Source organism: Parabacteroides sp. ASF519 (genome assembly GCF_000364265.2).
Classification (GTDB): domain Bacteria; phylum Bacteroidota; class Bacteroidia; order Bacteroidales; family Tannerellaceae; genus Parabacteroides; species Parabacteroides goldsteinii.
This window is the reverse complement of sequence record NZ_AQFV02000006.1, coordinates 1171770-1192439: the sequence shown is the minus strand read 5'-3', so window position 1 is coordinate 1192439 and position 20670 is coordinate 1171770. Positions and strand designations below refer to the sequence as shown.

Annotated in this window: 16 protein-coding genes and 1 pseudogene; 7 read left to right on the top strand and 10 right to left on the bottom strand. The window is 44.3% G+C overall.

Going from position 1 to position 20670, the window contains the following annotated elements; translation table 11 throughout:
• The first annotated feature begins 22 nt into the window (after nt 1–22).
• From C825_RS04535 to C825_RS04525, 3 genes are all read left to right on the top strand, one after another.
• Nucleotides 23–1822, top strand: a complete 1800-nt coding sequence (locus C825_RS04535) for an aryl-sulfate sulfotransferase (RefSeq protein WP_010801567.1) — start codon at nt 23–25, stop codon at nt 1820–1822.
• Nucleotides 1823–1943: 121 nt separating this feature from the next.
• Nucleotides 1944–2399: an HU family DNA-binding protein gene (locus C825_RS04530; protein WP_010801566.1), complete on the top strand. Its 456-nt coding sequence runs from the start codon at nt 1944–1946 to the stop codon at nt 2397–2399.
• Nucleotides 2400–2458: 59 nt separating this feature from the next.
• Entirely contained in the window at nt 2459–3670 is a 1212-nt protein-coding gene (locus tag C825_RS04525; RefSeq protein WP_010801565.1) for a glycoside hydrolase family 130 protein, read from the top strand.
• On the opposite strand, the gene C825_RS04520 is transcribed toward C825_RS04525, so the two are convergent.
• Both C825_RS04520 and C825_RS04515 read right to left on the bottom strand, forming a co-directional pair.
• The gene (locus C825_RS04520) at nt 3667–4686 is read right to left on the bottom strand and encodes a DUF4249 domain-containing protein (protein ID WP_228100134.1); all 1020 of its coding nucleotides are present in this window, start codon (nt 4684–4686) and stop codon (nt 3667–3669) included. The genes C825_RS04525 and C825_RS04520 overlap by 4 nt on opposite strands.
• Before the next feature lie 17 nt (nt 4687–4703).
• Nucleotides 4704–7439 carry a TonB-dependent receptor gene (locus C825_RS04515; RefSeq protein ID WP_010801563.1) on the bottom strand — a complete coding sequence of 912 codons (2736 nt, stop codon included), beginning with the start codon at nt 7437–7439 and terminating at the stop codon, nt 4704–4706.
• A gap of 226 nt (nt 7440–7665) precedes the next feature.
• On the opposite strand from C825_RS04515, the gene C825_RS04510 reads away from it, so the two are divergent.
• A complete protein-coding gene (locus C825_RS04510; RefSeq protein WP_007655554.1) occupies nt 7666–8148 on the top strand; it encodes a cold-shock protein in 483 nt (160 codons plus the stop codon).
• An 18-nt stretch (nt 8149–8166) separates the two neighbouring features.
• The gene (locus tag C825_RS04505; RefSeq protein ID WP_007655555.1) at nt 8167–8376 is read left to right on the top strand and encodes a hypothetical protein; all 210 of its coding nucleotides are present in this window, start codon (nt 8167–8169) and stop codon (nt 8374–8376) included.
• 24 nt (nt 8377–8400) lie between these two features.
• Here C825_RS04505 and C825_RS04500 read toward each other — a convergent pair whose 3' ends face one another.
• The 5 genes from C825_RS04500 to C825_RS04480 all read right to left on the bottom strand — a co-directional run bounded on the left by C825_RS04500 (nt 8401) and on the right by C825_RS04480 (nt 14437).
• Nucleotides 8401–9459, bottom strand: a complete 1059-nt coding sequence (locus C825_RS04500) for a DUF4249 domain-containing protein (protein WP_010801562.1) — start codon at nt 9457–9459, stop codon at nt 8401–8403.
• 5 nt (nt 9460–9464) lie between these two features.
• A complete protein-coding gene (locus C825_RS04495; protein ID WP_010801561.1) occupies nt 9465–12164 on the bottom strand; it encodes a TonB-dependent receptor in 2700 nt (899 codons plus the stop codon).
• 7 nt (nt 12165–12171) lie between these two features.
• Entirely contained in the window at nt 12172–13017 is an 846-nt protein-coding gene (locus C825_RS04490; RefSeq protein WP_010801560.1) for a FecR family protein, read from the bottom strand.
• 12 nt (nt 13018–13029) lie between these two features.
• Nucleotides 13030–13818: a porin family protein gene (locus tag C825_RS04485; RefSeq protein ID WP_010801559.1), complete on the bottom strand. Its 789-nt coding sequence runs from the start codon at nt 13816–13818 to the stop codon at nt 13030–13032.
• A 100-nt stretch (nt 13819–13918) separates the two neighbouring features.
• Nucleotides 13919–14437 carry an RNA polymerase sigma-70 factor gene (locus tag C825_RS04480; protein WP_044215195.1) on the bottom strand — a complete coding sequence of 173 codons (519 nt, stop codon included), beginning with the start codon at nt 14435–14437 and terminating at the stop codon, nt 13919–13921.
• Nucleotides 14438–14625: 188 nt separating this feature from the next.
• On the opposite strand from C825_RS04480, the gene C825_RS04475 reads away from it, so the two are divergent.
• A complete protein-coding gene (locus tag C825_RS04475) occupies nt 14626–14934 on the top strand; it encodes a nucleotidyltransferase family protein (protein WP_007655564.1) in 309 nt (102 codons plus the stop codon).
• Nucleotides 14924–15271 (top strand): HepT-like ribonuclease domain-containing protein, encoded by a 348-nt coding sequence (locus C825_RS04470; protein ID WP_010801557.1) that lies wholly within the window; start codon nt 14924–14926, stop codon nt 15269–15271. Before C825_RS04475 ends, C825_RS04470 begins: the two co-directional genes overlap by 11 nt.
• A 57-nt stretch (nt 15272–15328) precedes the next feature.
• On the opposite strand, the gene trpS is transcribed toward C825_RS04470, so the two are convergent.
• The 3 genes and pseudogenes from trpS to C825_RS04455 all read right to left on the bottom strand — a co-directional run bounded on the left by trpS (nt 15329) and on the right by C825_RS04455 (nt 20631).
• Entirely contained in the window at nt 15329–16384 is a 1056-nt protein-coding gene (gene trpS, locus C825_RS04465; protein ID WP_007655568.1) for a tryptophan--tRNA ligase, read from the bottom strand.
• 45 nt (nt 16385–16429) lie between these two features.
• The gene (locus C825_RS04460) at nt 16430–17875 is read right to left on the bottom strand and encodes a sulfatase family protein (protein ID WP_010801556.1); all 1446 of its coding nucleotides are present in this window, start codon (nt 17873–17875) and stop codon (nt 16430–16432) included.
• 210 nt (nt 17876–18085) lie between these two features.
• A pseudogene (locus tag C825_RS04455) lies at nt 18086–20631 on the bottom strand (glycoside hydrolase family 95 protein).
• Between the last annotated feature and the right edge of the window lie 39 nt (nt 20632–20670).

Below are 20670 nucleotides of genomic sequence, written 5' to 3'. Positions count from 1 at the left end.
TCTGTAAATAGAAAATAATCGCATGAAGAAATATATCCATAACACAAGAACGGTCCTGCTTGCTCTTTTACTGGGAGTATGTACCGGATGTAACGAAGAGATTGATTCTCTGGAAACAGAAACAGGTGAAGAAATAACGACTATCCGTTCATTAATGGAAGAAGGCAGCCTGTTAATAAAAACCGAACAAAATGAGGATAAACACCTTTTCTATTTTGAAACAGACACGTTAGTTATCCCCTACCATAAAATTATTCAACTAACACCCGACATTGACAACTGGAAAACAACACTGCTTTTCGCAGACAACACGATATTGGAGATTCCGACCTTAGGAACCTCTTTCCATCTTAGCGATAAAAACATCAAACTCGATCCTACCGGCTATGCCCCTTTAAGTGCAGAGCTCAATTTGCTTTTACCGACAAGCGGTTACCTGACCGTCTGTGTCAAGGGAAAACACGATGGTGCCGACTTGTCACATACATTCAAGAAATACGGCTCTGCATACCGGGTAAACGTACACGGTCTATATGAGAATCATACCAATACGGTCTATATCACCCAAACAAACAAGCAGGGAAAGGTACGACTGACCGACTCAGTCAAGATAACAGTCCCCGACTTGCAACTTAACACCCAATATCCCCAAATATCAATGATTATCGCTCAACGAGAAAAAATGGAGCCCGGAGTGACATTAATCAATTTCTTGGGAGACAACGAATACGATACACATCGCCCGTTCATTATAGATAACTATGGCGATATCCGGTGGCTGTTACGCCTGAAAGATCATCCGGAAATGAGAATAACAGCCCATACCGGCTTAAAACGAAACAAGAAAGGAAATTTCTACTGCGGAGATGTAAAGACAGGAAGAATCCTGGAGTTTGACATGGTCGGCAATATACTAAATACATGGAACATACAAGAAAAAGGATATTCATTCCATCATGATGTCATTGAAATACCTAACGGCCATCTGATTGCTACAGCTAGTAAAGATGGCAGCATTGGACAAGACGGGAAAGTAACGACTTACGACTATGTGGTGGAAGTAGACAATGAAACCGGTGCCATTGTCAATGAATGGGATCTAAAAAAGTCGCTGGATGAAACTCGTAAGACTTTTGTTCCGGCAGGTGACACGATCGCGGTTTTTGGTAACTGGGCTCATGGTAATGCTGTCATTTATTCAGAAGACGATGATTGCATCATCGTGTCCTGTCGCTATCAGGGAGTCGCCAAATTGACCCGAAACAATCAGCTTAAATGGATTATGACACCTCATAAAGAATGGAAAAATTCGCTCACCCTTCTGAAGCCTTTAGATGCAAAGGGCGAGAAGATAGCAGATATAGAAATCCTTAACGGAGAAAAGAATCATGATGATTTCGAATGGTGCTGGGGACAACATTGTCCCGTATTCATGCCTAACGGAAATATATTGCTCCTTGACAATGGTTTCTACCGTAACTACCAGACCTACGATAAAGACAGGGAAAAAGCGTATACACGTTCCGTTGAATACAAGATTAATGAAGAGCAAAAAACAATACAACAAGTATGGGAATATGGGAAAGAAAGAGGAAAATCCTGTTTCGCCATGGGAGTATCTTCAACAGATTATCTTCCGAAAACGAACCATGTGTTATTTTGTCCGGGAGTTGGTACTCCTACAGTCAATGGACGTGGAGGCAGAATCATTGAAGTAGATTACAAGACCAAAGAGGTTATCTCTGAATTTCATTTTTCAGTACCCAACTATTTGGCTTTCCACCGTGCCAACCGCATCTCCCTCTATCCCGAAGGTCTTTAAAACATTATTCCGAACTGCCATTCTCAATACGCCGTATTGAGGACGTCAATATGACGTATTGAGCGCGTCAATACGGCGTATCGAGAAATTAACATATTTATTAATTAAAAAACAAAAAGCTATGCCATTCTACAAGAAAGCGTACAACTCAAAACAAAAAGTGCATTACCCTCGCGCCATCGTGCAAGGTAAGCCAGTAGAAACGGAAACGATTGCCAAAGACTTGGCGAAAATCTCCACAGTCAGCAACTCGGACGTTCAGGCCGTACTTGGCGATATCGCCGGTGTGATGCACACTCGTATGGCACAAGGCAAGAGCGTTCATATCAAAGGATTGGGCTATTTCCGCTACACCCTTAACACGGTAGGCGTAAAAGATATCAAGGATTTCAACTTCGCCAAACAGGTAAAAGCCGTCCACGTTGAATTTATTCCCGAACGTACGAAAATGGCAGGCGGCAATTACAGTCGTGCCCTGGTGGACAGCGACGAACTGGAATGGATCGAACTTTCGCCCGAAACGGAAGATACGACTCCCGGCGATGGTGGCGAAGGCGACCGTCCGGAGATCGAATAGAACAGAACACATTGCCGCATACCGGTAAATTACATAGATAAATAAAGAACAATACGATAATGGAAATCAATTTCTCAGATACGATCGAAAAGTTGCAGATACAACACGAAATGCTTCTATCTGCAGAGAATGTCCCTCTGGATGCTCCCCGCAGCATCGCTACACGTTATAAAAACCCTGTCGTTACAGCATCACATGTGCCGCTCGAATGGCGTTACGACCTGAATCCGGAAACCAACCCGTATTGCCTGGAACGCATCGGGGTAAATGCCTGTATGAATTCAGGTGCCATCAAATGGAACGGTAAATACCTGCTGATGGTACGCGTAGAGGGATTCGACCGCAAATCGTTCTTCGCCATTGCCGAGAGTCCGAACGGGGTAGATAACTTTCGGTTTTGGGAACGTCCGGTCAATCTGCCGGATATCGACCCGGAAGAAACCAACGTGTATGATATGCGCCTGACGGCACATGAAGACGGGTGGATATACGGTATCTTTTGCAGTGAACGGCATGACCGGACAGCTGCCCTGGGTGATCTGTCTTCGGCTGTGGCCAAAGCCGGGATTGTCCGTACCAAAAATTTGATCGACTGGGAAAGGTTACCCGATCTGAAATCGAAAAGCCAGCAACGCAATGTTGTGCTGCATCCGGAATTCGTGGATGGGAAATATGCATTATATACCCGTCCGCAGGATGGCTTTATCGATGCCGGTAGCGGTGGCGGCATAGGTTGGAGCCTGATCGATGATATAACAAACGCGTCTATTCTCTCTGAACAAATTATAGACAAACGCCACTATCATACAATCAAAGAGGTCAAGAATGGGGAGGGACCACATCCTATCAAGACTCCGGCGGGCTGGTTACATCTGGCCCACGGAGTCAGGGGATGTGCTGCCGGATTGCGCTATGTACTTTATCTGTACATGACATCGCTGGAAGATCCGACCAAAGTCATCGCACAGCCTGGAGGCTACTTCCTCGCTCCGTGGGGGGGAGAACGGATCGGGGATGTGTCGAATGTGCTATTTTCCAACGGATGGATTGCCGATGAAGATGGAAAGATATTTATATATTATGCATCCAGCGACACCCGGATGCATGTAGCAGTTTCTACTGTAGAAATACTGGTTGATTATTGTATGAATACCCCGGAAGACGGTCTGCGTTCTGCCACTTCCGTGGCAAAGATCAACGAGCTGATTGACAAGAATAAACAATACAAGATGATGTGTCAAAAGTTGAAATTAAGGAACGTAGATCTCTAATCATTATCCGGCAAAACTTTATTGGGAATAGCAACAGTGAGACTATCCACACAAGCTGTTCCCAATATGCCTACTCCTCCTTCGATATTATTGAATACACGAACCGGTTCGGCAAGACCAATATCCGCAAGGTCGTTATTCAATGATTCGTCTTGTAAGGAAGCCAAAGCTAACATATATTTATAATAAGATTCAGATATAGCGTATAGATAAACCCTCATTGAATCCGGCATAATAGGCTCAGAACTTTCAGATGAATAAGAATAACCATTATCCAACTTCATTGTATACTCCTTCCCGTTAAACAATTCATCCGAAAAAGGCCGTCCTTGCCCGCCAGACAACCAGTCATTTCCCATTACTTTATCCAGAATAGTAATTTTATTTGCAAATATCGGTTCAGAAGCAAAATCAACATACTGCGAATACCATTTATAAGCCCCCTTGTAAACCTCCGTTTTCTCCCAGTCGTCTCCCACATAATCATACTCCGGATAGCCTCTGGTAAAACGAATAAGATAGCAGTTTCCAGCAGAGGGATCATCCCGGAATGTAACTTTCAAACGTTCCTGAAAATAGCTATAATAAGGATTCTGATTATAATAATTTTCCACTGCAAAATTAAGTAATGTAGGAGGACCCGGTATTACATCTTCTGCCATAACCGGTTTATACCCATCCATTTTCGCTTCAATACGTATTTTATCTCCGACAACCGGGACATAAGTAGCTACATAGCCTCCAAATGTATTATAATTATACGCATTTAGATTAAATGATAACTGTTCTACAAAACGGTCATTTACGTATAACTTGACATCCGCGTTTTCCATAAGAAGGTTAACTCCGCCCTCCGTGTAAAACCAAGTACGTGACAAGGAAGCAATTATCGGTTTGTCCTGTATAATGACACAGTTCAATACAAGCTTAGGCTCCGGACGTAAATGCTCCAGATCAATCTCTTTCATACAGGAAGTAACTAATAAAAGAAGAGCTAAAAGAAATATATGTTTCATATGCATACTCATAATCATTAAAATTTATAGGTATAAGAAATAGAAGGAATTATAGGCATTATTCCAATAGTTTTAAAGACCGGTACATTCTTACCGTAAGAACTGCCTGGATCAGGAACCGTCTTATCACTTTTATAAATCATAAAAGGATTCATGCGGGAATAGACATTATATATGCTAACTGTCCAGATACCCATCCGCCCTTTCTTTTTAGGACGATATATCTTGATTCCTAAATCGAGTCGATGATAGGCTGGCAACTGATAATTATTTCGTCCTTCGTAATAATCGATTGACTCGCTTGCATCCATATAATGGTTATCATTATTCGTTGGAGAACCTGTTCCATTTTCATAATAGTTTTCCAAAGATAACGTCACATGGTTTCCGGAAGCATACGACCAGGCTGCAGAAAGTTCGACTTTAGGAGATATCTTATGCATCACCACTATATTCAATTTATGCCGGTTGTCAAAACGAGCCGGATAACGTGCTCCCTGATTCAGTTCGTCAAACTGTCGGTCGGACCAGGACAGACCATAACCCACCCAACCCGTCGTACGACCGGTTTCTTTACGCACCATAAATTCTGCTCCATAAGAACTTCCCTCACCAGCCGTCAGTTTGTCTTCCCAATTGACAAAGGAAGGAGTAAAGGTATGTCCGTCACGATATTCCAACAGATTATCCAATGTTTTATAATATCCTTCGACAGAGAAATTATATTCTTTATTAAGATTGTAGTAGAAACCGGCAGAGACCTGGTCACTTATCAGCGGTTTCAATTTTCGTGTAACCGGCATCCAGGCATCGGTCGGTAAACTGATAAAACTATTACTAATCAGATGAACATATTGATTCATTCGGGAATAAGAAGCTTTAAAACTCAGATTATCATCCAGCAACCAACGAAGAGATACCCGCGGTTCCAGTCCGGTATAAGTCTTTCCCTGCACATTGAAAAGACTGAAACGCAATCCGGCATTCAATCTTACGGCAGACGATAATGTCCAGTCATCTTCGGCATAGACTCCGGCTTCATGCCCCCACAACAAATCGTTTGCAAATTCCTGTCCTATCTCGACCGATGTTTCTTCATTCTTTTCATAAGCTACCGAACGATTGTATTCCGGATGAAAACGGTGTACCAGATAATCACCTCCAAAACGGATATGATGAGCAGATGCCGGCAGATAATCGAATGAAGTGCGCAACCCAAAATCTGTAATACCCGTATTTGTTTCATTCTCCCTGAACGAATCAGAATAATCCTCATCTCCTTCGTTTCCTACCACATCGTGTTCTGTATTCCTCAATCTGGAATGATAACGGGTAAAAACTCCTGACACTTTACCAAACAAACGGTTATTAAACACATAAGTCCAACCGGCAGTAGCCATGATATTCCCCCAACGGAGGGATACATCGGAATCATAATTATAATTATTGTCACTATCTTGATCCGGGAAATCTGTACTTCCTCCTTTCAACACATCATTACCATTGTAAAGACTCAGATACATACGGCTACGGTCGTTAAATATATGATTCACCTTCAGGTTCAGATCATGAAAAGCGTAACGGGCCCGCAGACGTGTTCCATCCTTCTTCGTTATCTTATTGGCGATAGCTACAGCCGGAGCTGAAAGTACATCCAGCCAGGTACGTCGCAAACCTATATTAAAAGAAGTACGGTCTTTTATGATAGGCCCTTCGAAATTTAGATTACCGGAAATCAAGCCAATTGAAGCACTACCGTGATATTCCTTCATATTACCCTCTTTTGTATGCACATCCACTACAGACGAAAGTCGTCCGCCATAACGCGAGGGGAAACCGGATTTGAAGAAATCCATACCGCTGATCGCTTCCGGATTAAATGCCGAGAAGATACCGCCGATATGATTGATCTGATACACCGGGTTACCATCGATCAGGAATAAGTTTTCATCCACATTACCGCCACGGACATACATTCCTGCCGTTCCTTCCGTACCGGCCGACACGCCTGGCGTCAACTGCAAAGTCTTGATAATATCAGCCTCCCCAAACATTACGGGAGTAGAGCGGATCGTTTGCTGATTAATTTCCAATGCTCCCATCTGGGTACTTAGCACAGATTGCTTGTCATTACTTTGTCCGGTTATGACAACTTCCTGCAACGAAGCCGAAGGCTCCAGTTCGATAGTAAGCACTGTATCGCGCTCAAGTCCGTTAAGAATATGCTGATGACTGGTATAACCAATATAAGAAGAACGAATTGTAATATTCCCTGGTGGCAGTGTCAGGCTGAAAAAACCGAAATTATTGGAAGCTGTTCCCACACGACTATGGGCTTCATAAACCGAGGCCCCGATCAGAGATTCGGCGGATCTTTTATCACGCACAAAACCACTGACCGTTACCTGCTTGGGTTTACGCTTCAGAACCACTACGTTTCCTGTCATCTTGTACACTACCGGAAGATTCGCGAACAAACGCGTCAGGCAATCCGTCAGTGCTTCATCATCCGCACGGAACGTTGTTTTCTGAAGTCCACTCAACAAAGATGATTCGTAAGAAAAGGTTACTCCGGTTTGCTTCTGGATTTCGTCCAGGATTTCCCGAACAGAGGCCTTTTGCATGTTCAACGTAACCATCCGTGTTTCATCCACTCTATTTGTCTGTGCCTGAAGGCCGGACAAACTAAAAATCATCATCATTACTACCAAGGTAACACGGGCAAATTGTTTTGCAGGGTATACTTTCTTCATCTTGTTATTTGTTGATATCTGTTTTTAAGACAGATTTTCCGGAAATACCCCTATCAGGTAAGACAAAAAAAATTAAACCTAGGAATATTCCCCTTTTTTGCTTATCTTTGTAGAAGAGTTAGAGATATAAATCATTATTGCATAGTTCTCCTTATCATTTTAAGCAGGTCTCTCCTTTAATTATACTCCTCACTCCACTTAGTATTTATCTTATAAAAAAAGTTATATGGCAAGATCAATGACAGTTGACAAACGTGAAAATGAAAAGAAAAGACTCGCTAAACGAGCAGAAAAGCAAAAGAAAAAAGAAGAAAAGAAGTTATCCGGCAAGGCAAGCAGTTTCGAGGATATGATTGCTTATGTCGATGAGAATGGAGTAATTACTTCAACCCCGCCCGCGGAAAATATCAAAAAAGAAGAGATCAACCAGGAAGAAATACTGATCTCGGTACCTAAAAAGGAAAAAGAGGAACCGGTCGTTTTAAAAGGTAAAGTCGATTTCTTCAATACATCCAAAGGATTCGGTTTTATCAAAGAACTGGTAAGAGGTGAAAGATACTTTTTCCACGTAAACAATTTACTTTCAAAGGTTGAAGAAGGTGATATTGTTACATTCGACCTGGAACGTGGTTTGAAGGGAATGAATGCAATCAATATATCTTTGGAGAACGAACCGGAAAATAAAAATCCGGAAGACGATATCACTTAATATTAAATAGACAAAAGTATGAAAAGGGAAATCAACATGCGGTCAGACAGGAATCAGGCCAATCAATTAATTGAAAATTCACTGAAAGAGTATAAAAAAAGCATTGGCGAGGTAATACTCGTTTCAGTAGGTCCGCGAACAACTATTGAATTACCGGCCAGTCTGACACAGGCAGAGAGAGAAGCCCGTATCGAGATCTATAAAAAATTACATAGTTCGAAGATCTAAAAATCTCAATCAGATGGATACAACCTAGTACCACACGTGCGTCCGATCACCGAAAGGCATTGTAAGGCGGCGTGTGGAAATCTGATAACCTGTCACTACTCCGAAACCGTCGGTTACGTTTGAATAAACGGCAGTCGGTTCCAGCAAACCATCCAGAAAAGCATCTCCTAAAGAGATAGAGAAACCGCGAATCTTTTTCAAGTAGTTATAATAAGCTTCCGAAATAGACATCAGATGGATATCATAATGTACAATAGCTTCTATCGAATCATTCTTAAAAGAACTTTCCGGGAAAAAGGAACTGGTCAACGTGTACTCTTTTCCATCAAACATCTCATCGGATAAAACACCCCGGCAATAAGTCCCGTCATACTCCTCCAGAGCGGGAGATGGAATGCCTTGCTGAAATGCAGGATCATCATAAACCAGCCTGAAGTCATAAGATACAATTACGACCTCTACACTGTCACCGGAAATTACAGAGTCTCCCCAATTATCGTTAAATGAACTTACCCACATCACCTTATCCCCTTTACGATATTCGACCAGACGTTCCACCACCAAACGATAATAATTCCGGACAGAAGGATCATCTTTCAACGTCAGATATATCCGCGTACGCGCCGAACTATAATCAGAGGTAATCACACTGGCTGTATCGAGTGATAATATATCTGTTTTTGAAGGAATAATGGTTTCACCCTTTACCGGATCAAATCCCGGAGCCTGGGCTTCAAGCCGTACTTTGTCACCAGCCTGCACGTGACAACCCGGTAGTCTGAACTGCCCTTTATATGCCGTGCTATCGGCCGGATCGTCGGATCGCTGCATGGTTCCCCGGAAAGTCTCATTCACGTAAACATCAACCTTCACCCCTTCTTCCGGTAAATCATATTCCGGGACACTATCCAGCAAAAACCAGCTTTTTGACAAAAAAGCCGCCACTTCCCGTTCCGGCGTTATGGACGCATTCAGTACCAACACTGGAGGTGCAGGGTCAAGTTTTAATATCACATCGCGTGTACACGAGAGACATATGAATAATAGCAGCAGAGACAACGGGAACAATAATATCTTTTTCATAACGATCAGAATTTATAAGTATAAGACACAGAAGGCAGGAACAGAAACAGGATGGATTGTTCCAGATATATATTTTTCTTTCCTGTCTCACCGTCCATATAATAATGAGTTCTCACAGAAAACGGATTCGGATGGAGATACGCATTGCAAAGGCTCAGGTTCCAGACTCCCAGACGTCCTTTCTTTTTATAACGATAAAAGTTCACCCCCAGGTCAAGACGATGATAAGGTGATAGTTGATAGTTATTACGCGAACTGGCAGCATAAGCGACACCTTCGCCCTCCTTTAGTATAACGTCTTCTCCCTGCATATAGCCATGGTCGGTCTGCCCGGTTCCTCCATGATAGATCTGATCCATGATAGTAATATGATTACCAGAGGCAAACATCCAGGCGGCAGTCAACTCTACTTTACGGGAAATTTTATAAGTTGCCACCAGATCAACCTTATGGCGATTATCATATTTGGATGGGAAACGGCGCCCTTTGTTCACACTACCGTCCGGAAACCGGCGGTCAGACCAGGACAACGTATAACCGATCCAACCGGAAAGGCGTCCGGACTTTTTCTGGGCCATCAACTCCATGCCATACGCACGACCATATCCCATACCAACCCGCTCTTCCCAGTTAGAATAATCCGTACCGACCGGAATGCGGTCTTTATATTCTATCAGATTATTCATCCGCTTGAAATATCCTTCCACGGAAAAATTATACTGCCTGTGTAACGTATAATAAAGACCTGCTGTAAACTGGTGGGCATTCATCGGCCTGATATTACGGGTAACGGGCACCCAAATATCCGTAGGCTGGCTGATATAAGAATTGGAAAGCAAATGGATATACTGGTTCATTTTCGTATACGACAGTTTTGCCGATAAATTACGCGCCAGCAAATAACGGGCGGATAAACGAGGTTGCAAAGAGAAATAAGTCTCCCCCTGCACATGAAAGGTCGTTGCACGCAAACCGACATTAGCGGTCAGGCGTTCTATCACATGCATCTCTTCTTCCGCAAACAGAGACACTTCGTGACCGCGGATCAGCGAGTTTGCATAGACCGTATTGGTCTTCTGCGATTTGACAGAATCTTTGTATAAACTCTTCATCGTATTCTGCTCCGGACGGAAATTATGGAAAAGATAGTCTCCCCCGAACTTCAGACGATGTTTCTCATGCAGACGATAATCGAAAGACGCACGCAGGCTGACATCTTCCATCGCCGAACGGTAATGGTTTTCCTGGCTGAATAACTGCCGGTCCTTCCGATTGGGCGATAAAGTATACCCTTCCTTATCCTGCTGGATATGCGAACGATAACGCGTATAGCCTGCCGTAAACGTAGCAAACAATTTATTACTGAACACATGGCTGATCCCGGCCGAACCGATCAGGTTTCCCCAACGCCAACGGAAATCTTTACCTACACGATCTTCTTCGTCTTTCTCCTCTCCGTTCAGATAACTGTCGCTTCCCATATAAAAACTCATATAACCACGTGTCCGGTCACTAAAGGAGTGGTTTACTTTCGCATTCATATCGAAGAAATGATAACCACCCCTGATCTTCTTCTCTTCCCCGCTGTTGAGAGCTTTCAGCAAAGGCCAGGTAATCAGCTCCATCCAGGTACGCCTGACAGACACATTGAAAGAGGATTTTCCTTTTACGATAGGCCCCTCCAGGTTGCCCCGCAAAGCCAGCAGACCAATCGAAAGATTACCATGATATTCATACCGGTCGCCATCATTGGTCCTTACGTCTACTACGGACGAAAGCCTTCCTCCGTATTCGGCAGGAAAGCTTCCTTTATAAAATGTTGCATTTTTGACGGCATCCGGGTTAAAGGCGGAAAAGAAACCGAGCAGATGGTTGGTGTGATAAACCGGATTGCCATCCAGCAAAAAGAGGTTCCCATCCGCATCACCTCCCCGGACATGAAGTCCGGTCATCCCTTCGGTCCCCACTGCAACACCGGGCAGTCGTTGCAGGGTTTTCACCACATCCGTCTCCCCCAGCAGGGCGGGCATCGACTTGATGCGCTGGGCAGGCACCTCCACAACCCCGGTTCGCGTGCTTAATACCTCCGATCGGGGATTCAGCCCCTCCACGACCACTTCGCCCAATGCCCTCGATGAAAGCAAAGGTATATCTATCAATGTATCGCAAGACAATTCAAATGTAACCTCTTTCGCTTCGTATCCGACATAAGAGGCCCGCAAGGTTACTTTTCCGGGTGGAAGCGTGATACTGTAAAAACCATAATTATTGGTAGTCGTACCGGTTCTGGATTTACGTTCAAAGACATTGGCATTGATCAGACTCTCATACGACACCGAATCGCGGACAAAGCCACTGATCGTATACAGCCGCGGCTTCCGTTTCAGTATCACGATCTGCCCTGTCTGCCGGTAAGTAAGAGGTAAGGTGGAAAATAATCTTCTCAGGCAATAGGAAAGCGATTCGTCCTGTGCCTTGAATGAGATTTTCGGAAACTCATCCAGCAGAGACGATTCATAGGAGAAAAAGATTCCGGTTTGCTTTTCCAGTTCCTGTAAGATTTCCAACAAAGGGACCTGTCGTTTGTCCATCGTAACCGTAGGCGTCGGTTCCACCGGAAGATCGACAACAAAGGCTTCTTCCCCGGCTTTTACCTGGGAAAAAAGCATAAGAAGCCCTGTCAGCAATATCCATATACGTTCCATAGATTACTTATTTATTGGGGTCAGGAGCCAGGCGGGTATCGAGTGTCTGGTTGATAACCAATAAAACATCTTCCAGCGGAAGATCATTGAAAGTGGCCGTCAGTTTCAGATTCGGAGTTTCTGCTTTATTGATTATATTCACCTGATAGTATTCACTCAGATCGCTGACCACCTTCTCCAACGGGGTGTCGTTGAAGCGCAACTGCCGGGTTTTCCACGACAGGGTATTAAGGTCTTCTTCTTCCAGTATCGTGATTCCTTTACTTTCCATAGAATAGGAGGCCGACATTCCAGCGGTTAATATCACTTTGTCCGTTTCACTGCCGGTAACGCCAAAGCTGACTTTACCGGTCATCACATCCACATCCGTCCCGTCCGGCTGTTCATCTATCTGAAAACTGGTGCCGAGCACGGTGACTTCCGTCCGTTCAGTATATACAGAGAAGGGGCGTGCTTCATTCCGCGTCACCTGGAAAAAGGCTTTTCCTTTCATCTCCACTACACGCCGTTCCTTTCCGTAAGCTTTTTTATCATATCGGATAGAAGAATTACCAGCCATCGAAATCAATGTGCTGTCGGGCAGGTAAACTTCCATGATTTGTCCCGGTTCGGTCGTAACAGCAACCCATTCGGGAGAATTACGATCGGTCATAAAATAAGTACCAAAACCAATGAGCAGCAACAACACCGACGCAGCCGCCATCCAGTAGCGACGGAAAGAGACCGTACGGCGCACCTGATGCTTGCCGGCAAACTTTTGCCAAGCCTTATCAGTATCCAGACGTCCTTCCTCGTAGTGTTTCGCTACGAAACGAATGCGTTGTTCCAGTTTATGTTCCTGCTCGTTGTTCATATATATTATTTTCTAAAACCTATATCCTACTGTAAAGCTTACAGTATGATAGTTTAAAGCTACATTTTCATATTCGTACTGCTTGCCCAATCCCATATCGTAAGCGACATTAAAGGAAAAGCGTTTCACATCAACTCCGGCATTCAGCGCAAGCCCCCAGTCAAAACGTTGAAGACTGCTGTTTTTGAACGGATTAACAGACTCATCTACATGCCATGTACCTTTTTCGGATACTTCCAAAAACTTTGACTTGTACTTTCCTCCAATGCCATAAGCAAGATAAGGACCGACTGCGACATGCATTTTTATATCATCTCCAATTTTCCAATTAAAGCGGGCAAGTACCGGTAATTGCAAATAATCTCGACGAGTACTTCCTTCATTCACATAAATTCGCTCTATTCGCATATCGGTTGGAAGGCTTAAACTTCCTCCTTGTCCATAAAAACCGTAGTAGCCGTCCATTTGCCATATAATATCCGAATTCCTTGAGGCGAAACTTAAATAACAGTCATTCCAATTTCCATCTTTATCCATTGCTTTACCTACAGCTCCTCCGTATGAACTTTTCCCCGCTCCGCGTTGTACATAATACAGGCCGGATTGAAGTGAAAACAATCCTGAACCAAAAGTATAACTCACAGCCGCACCGGCTTTAAAACCGACAGCAGCAGGCGAATCCTTGTACTTCGTCACATTCATTCCGGCCTCAGGAGTTACAGACCATTGTGCACTAACCTCCGTCACACACATCAACATCATCATCAACATCACGCAAGATGTAATCTTCTTCATCATCATTTCTCTCATTCTTAGTGAAACAAAAATTTGTAATACCTTTTGTCTCTAAGACAGAGTTAATGGAAAAAACCCCTACTCCGGATAAAACTTTTTTCTCAGGTCACGCCAGCCCCAAGAGAAAGTTATAGATACGCACAGCTGTTTCCCGCAACGCTTTCAAAGCCTTACCCATCTGATTCTCAACCGTCTTGATTGAGATATTCAGTTCTTCCGCAATCTCCTGGTACTTCAGGCCGTCGCGTTTGGAAAGTAAAAAGATTTTTTTGCGTTCGGGAGGTAAACCGTCGATAGCATTCCACAGCCGGGCATCGCGTTCGGCATTATACATCTGCTCCTCTTCCGACGAGTCTTCCATATCCGGAAACTGGTCGGTAGTCTGCAATTCGACCGGCTGAGTCACCAGCGACAGGGAACGGTTGCGTACTGCCTGGTACATATAGGATTTAAGATTCTCAATCAACACATTATTGATATTCTTATCCCATACATCGGCAAAGGCTTGCTGTACAATATCCTCCGCATCATCTAACCGTTCAGTGAAACGGAGTGCAAACAAGCACAGAGGTTTATACAAATCCCTGAAATACTGTTCAAACTCTCCGCTGGAAATGATTGCCATACGTTTGCTATCTGTAACTATTCGCCACAAAGTAAAGCAGATTTCTTGATAGTCAGATATAATTTCAACATCTTTATCACATATTTAAGAAATTATGGGCTAAAGGATAGTTAATCTATTATCAAATCCAGCACGATTTATTGCAAGATTGTTATCTTTGTTGTGTAACAAAAAAGACAGGAGGTAGTATGAACCACATTTTACACAATAAACTGGAAGCTCTAAAGGAGCTTTGTCGGCGGTATAAAGTAAAAAGCCTTTATGCTTTTGGTTCGGTAAATACACCCCGATTTACCGAAAAAAGCGATATCGACCTACTGATAGAGTTCGAGCCGGATATTTCTATTGAAGAATATACCGATAATTATTTTCTTTTACATAATAAACTAACAGAGTTGTTTCGAAGGAAAATCGATCTTGTCACTCATCGTTCACTCTCAAACCCATTCTTTATTGCCGATGTAGAACAGACAAAACAGCTTCTTTATGGCGCGTAGTATTCAGAAATATCTATATGATATACAACAATCGATCTCATCGATCGAGGAGTATCTGGGTGAGAAAAGAGATTTCTTCGCTTATGAACAAAACAAACTATTGCGTAGAGCAGTAGAACGGGAACTGGAAATTATCGGTGAAGCAGCAAAGCACATATTAGATATGGAACCCGACATTCAGATAGATGACGCCAGAAAGATTGTTGACCTGCGTAACTTTGTAATTCATGGCTATGATAAAGTCGACAACGTCATTATCTGGGGAGTAGTTAACAAAAATCTGCCGAAACTAAAAGAGCAAGTTGAAGACCTATTAGGAGGTTTCACCATATTATAAAGGCACACAGAATAGATCTCTGCGTGCCTCTCTTTTTTCTTCTAAACTATCCTGAAATCAATACGGCCGGAACCCGATAATTTCACGGACTTCCGCTAATGTTTTAGCGGCGCTTTCGCGGGCTTTTTCGGCTCCCATGCGGGCTACTTTCTCCATGTATTCCTCGTTGGAACGGATGTCGATAATCTTTTCGCGGATCGGTGCACAGAAGTTGTTGATATCTTCTGCCAGCTGCTTCTTCAAATCGCCGTAACGAATTTCGCAGTTATTGTACTTTTCGTTGAAGAAATCGTATGTATCTTTCGTTGAAACGATATCCATCATGGCAAACAAGTTGGCAATCGGTTCGGGCTTCACACTGTTCGGTTCCGTAGGACCGGCATCGGTGACTGCCTTCATGACCTTTTTCTTGATTGCTTTTTCATCATCGATCAGATAGATGGCATTGCCTTCGCTCTTACCCATCTTACCGGAACCGTCCAGACCAGGCACTTTTACTGCCTTCTCTGTCAGGTGGAATGATGCCGGTTCGGGGAAGAAATCGACTTCAAACGTTGAATTGAAGCGGCGGGCAAAACGACGGGCCATCTCCATATTCTGTTCCTGGTCTTTCCCTACCGGCACTTTCACAGCTTTGTGGATGATGATATCGCCGGCCATCAAAGTCGGGTAAGTCAGCAAGCCTGCACTTACGCTATGACGGTTTCCTTCGTTGAAGATTTCTTTTTCCACGTCACCTTCCGCCGTATTTACACGGTCGATATGAAGCATCTGACGCGCCTTATCCTTGAAAGAAGTCGTACGCATCAATTCGCCGATACCGGCATTCATATTGAGGTAGAGATACAACTCTGCCACTTCACGCACGTCGCTCTGTATATAGATAGTCGCCTTTTCGGGATCGATGCCGCAGGCCAGATATTCAGCCAGGATTGTCTTCGCGCTGTTACGGATATTTTCCGGACGCGGATGCGTAGTCAGGGAGTGCCAGTCTGCAATAAAGAAAAAGCAATTATACTCATTCTGCATTTGCAGAAAACTCTTTACTGCTCCGAAGTAATTCCCCAGATGCAAATTACCTGTTGGCCTGATGCCACTTACTACTGTTTCCATTTCTAAATTCTTTATTTTATTCAAACAGCCGCAAAGATAGTAATTTTAGAATACAAATCCGTTCCAGAAAGACGAATTGTCTTTCGTTTTCTCCTGCTCCAAAGTCATTTGGTTGCGCAGTTTCTTAATCAGTTTGGCATGTTTCTTTTCTCCTGCCAGGTTATTCATCTCCCAAGGGTCGGCCTTCAGATTGAACAGTTGGGTGGTACGCACGCCTTTTACATTATATTCGCACAGCTTCCATTCGCCATCGGATACGGCACGCTGGTTATCCATATAGCTGTAATAGAGATAATCGCGCACGGGTTTGTCTTCTTTGATGGCGGGGACAAGGCTCACGCCGTCTACCGAAGAAGGGATATTCGCACCGACCATCTCGCACAAAGTCGGGAAAACGTCGATCAGGTAACACAGCTTATCGCTCTTCTGTCCTTTGACGTCTTTGCCTGCCTGTTTAATCATCAGAGGTACACGGACACTATGTTCATACACATTCTGCTTGCCCATCAGACCGTGTTGTCCGACAGCCAATCCGTTATCGCCGGCAAAGACGATAATTGTATTTTCATATTCGCCCGTTTCTTTCAAGGCTTTCACGATATCGCCCACGCGGCGGTCCACATGGGTGACCATGGCGTAGTATTCCATGATATGTTTCTTGATTTCGTCCGGCACACGGGGAATGGCGGCGAGTACCTCGTCACGGATCACCAGTTCGCCGTTGTCGAACGGATGCTTATCCATATAGTTCGGTGGCAACTGGATATTGTCGAAGTCGTACTGGCGCATGTATTCGTCCGGCATGGTACGCGGGTCGTGCGGCGACATATAGGCAACGGAGAGGAAGAAGGGTTTGCCGGCTTCCTTTTGTTTTTCGATATATTCGACGGCATCTTCGGTAAAGATATCTACCGAGTGTTTGCCGGAGAGCATATATTCGCCTTTTTCATACGTAATGACATTGCTTTTTGCCCAATCTTTTACGACAGGGCGTTTATTGCTATAATCGCAATCAGCATTGTAGTCGTAGAGCGGTACGTTCCAGTGGTCCCACATGCCACCGAAGTAGATGCCTTTACCATCATTGAAGCAACGGTTCATTGCCTGATAGCCGTTATGCCATTTGCCGGTATGGAAGGAATTATAACCGGACTGCTGCAATGTTTCACCAATCAGTTTATGGTCTTCCGGAACAGTTGCCCCCTGCTTTTCCAGAGTGTAGAGATATTTACCGGTCATCAGCATGGCACGGCTCGGCATACTGACTGCGCCGGAGGTTCCGCCCATGATATGAGCGTTCGTAAAGACGGTACTCTCGGCAGCCAGTTTATCCAGATTGGGAGTGTGTATGTCCTCGACACCCAGGAAATCCATTGCCGTTCCACGCATGTCATCCGCCAGTATCAGGATGATATTGGGATTCTTATCGGCAGCAAACAGGCTGGTTGCTGAAAGCATGGCCGTACTTAATAAAGTTAATTTCTTATTCATAAAAGTTTTACTTAGTTTGTATATTCTTTATTGTTCTGATTGGCTCTTACCAGAGTTGCATTGTTGGAAGTGTTTCATCATAATGAAACAGTTGTTTCTCCCTATTGAAACAGTTGTTTCATTACTTAGAAACACTTTTTACCCAGGGAGCTATTCACACCGATGCCAGCATCGATAAAAAGAGAATTCCTCAGGATCTTACAGATTGCCTCAAAGAGTAGCCGGATTCACCCGGTAACTCTTTCCGGCAACCGTGGCAAAGGTTGTTTCGTAATATTCTTTCCCGTTGGAAGTAACCGGAGAAGAAGTAGTCACCTCTTTACCACCCTCTTTAATCGTAACAGGAACCGAAGTCCTTAACCGGCACTCGTTACCACTTCCGGAAAGAATCGTCGCTTCTGACAAATGACCTTGTTTCCAATTCATGGCTACTTCGAAATTTCCACGTGCTTTCAGACCGGATACAGAGCCTTCGCCCCATACATCGGGCAGGGCAGGCAACAGTTGGATAAATCCGGCATGGCTCTGCATCAACATTTCGGCTACACCGGCTGTATATCCGAAGTTACCGTCGATCTGGAAAGGAGGATGAGCATCCAGCATATTCTTAAACAGGCCGCCTCCTTTACGTCCATTGCCAAAACCGACCGGGTTGAATAAGTTTGAAACAATTTTATAAGCATGGTTTCCATCCTGCAAACGGGCCCAACAGTTGATTTTCCATCCCATCGACCAGCCGGTGGCTTCGTCGCCACGCAAGATCAAGGTTTGTTTGACTGCATCGAACAAATCAGGAGTTCCGTCCGCAGTGATCTGATTACCGGGATGAAGTCCGTACAAATGGGAGAAATGACGGTGTTTCGGTTCCCATTCCTTAAAATCATACATCCATTCCTGTAATTGGCCCGTGCACCGATCTGATAAGGTAACAGGCGGGGAAGTTTATCTTTCAGTTCAGCCTGAAGCGATTCGTCCAAACCCAGCATTTCCGCAGCTTGAAGCGTACGGGTGAAAGTCTCGCGGACAATAGCCATATCCATAGTCGGCCCCATCGTCATAGCTCCCTGTTTACCGTTATCCATGATAAAACGGTTTTCAGGAGAAACGCCGACAGGAGTTACCAAACGTCCGTTACCATCATCTATCAGCCAGTCGGCAAAGAACTCGGCTGCTCCTTTCATCAACGGGTAAGCCCTGTTCTTCAAAAAGTCCTGATCCTGCGTGTAAAGATAATGCTCCCAAAGATGGCTGCATAACCAACCTTGCACCATCGGCCAGAAAGAGGCAGTCGGCACATTATCATTGGGTACGGATTCACGCCAGATAGATGTATTATGATGCCCTACCCAACCGCGCCTGTTATACATGTTGCGGGCTGTTTCGGCTCCGGAAACCGCCAGTTCGTCGATCAGGCGGAAAAGAGGTTCGTGGCATTCGGACAGGTTGGTCACTTCTGCCGGCCAATAATTCATTTCGGTATTGATATTGATTGTATATCCACTGTTCCAGGCAGGAACAACATCTTTATTCCATATTCCTTGTAAGTTCAACGGTTGTCCTCCGGGACGCGAACCACTGATCATCAGGTAACGGCCGAACTGAAACAACAGGGCTGCAAGATCGGGATCCCCCATCGTCTCAAACTGAGCAATACGTTGATCGGTAGGCATTGCCTTTTGTTCCGGAGAAGAAGGCAGTTGCAAGTCAACGCGGTCGAACAGCTTCTGGTAATCTGCCATATGGCGTTGTTTCAATTGCTTATAATCATAAGCAAGGGCTTTATCCAGAATACCGGCAGCTTTAGCGGAAGGGTCTACGCCTTCACGGCTCGGACTTTTATCGAAACCATTGAAACTGGTGGCCATACTTAATACGAAGTAAACTTCATTGGTATTATACACATGTACGCCCGCATCGGTTATTTCATAATCGCCACCTTTAGGAAGAACAGGCTTCAACTGGGCTTCGAAGAACATACCCTTGTTATCAATCTCGTCGCCGTAAAGAACACGTTTATCGAATTTACGGTTCCCTTTTTCATCATATAATTCCGGATGCTTATATTGATCGCCCCAGGCTTCCATCTGTTCAAAAGTACGGCGTTCCACATATCCCGGAGCCTGTCCGTGAAGAACCAGACGGTCGGTTCCTTTCGACTGTTTGGCAGTCGGGTGCGGAGAAGTGAAATTAAGAGACAGATCAAGGCCGTCCGGAGTACTGCTTTTCAGGTGGACGATAATAACATCGTCAGGATGGGAAGCAAATATCTCACGTTCATACTGCACACCGTTCTGTTCGAAAACCGTACGGGTGACGGCATCCGAGATATTCAGTTCACGTTTATAACCGGATACTTCTCCCGGCTTGTTGTTCTCGATAAACAGATCGCCAAAAGGCTGATAATACTGGTGCAGACGCCCCAACCAATGTTTGCAGACAAGGTCGGAGGCTTCGTCATACTTTTGCGCCTTCATCAGTCCTACCACCTTATCGAACATCTCGGGGGTAATTTTGATATCTTTAAAGACAGTCGAAGGTTCCCCGCTATAAAGCGTGTTTTCGTTCAGTTGCAACTGTTCCTTGTCTACGCCGCCAAACACCATGGCTCCGGCACGGCCGTTACCGATCGGAAGGGCTTCATTCCAGTTTTCCGAAGGTTCGTTATACCACAAGACAAGCGATTCTTTCTTTTGTGTTTCCGCACACGCGAAACAACACAAACATAGAAGAAGAGAAAATAAAACGCGTATATTCATGATTATTAGATGTTAATTACAAAAAATGTCTCCGGACAA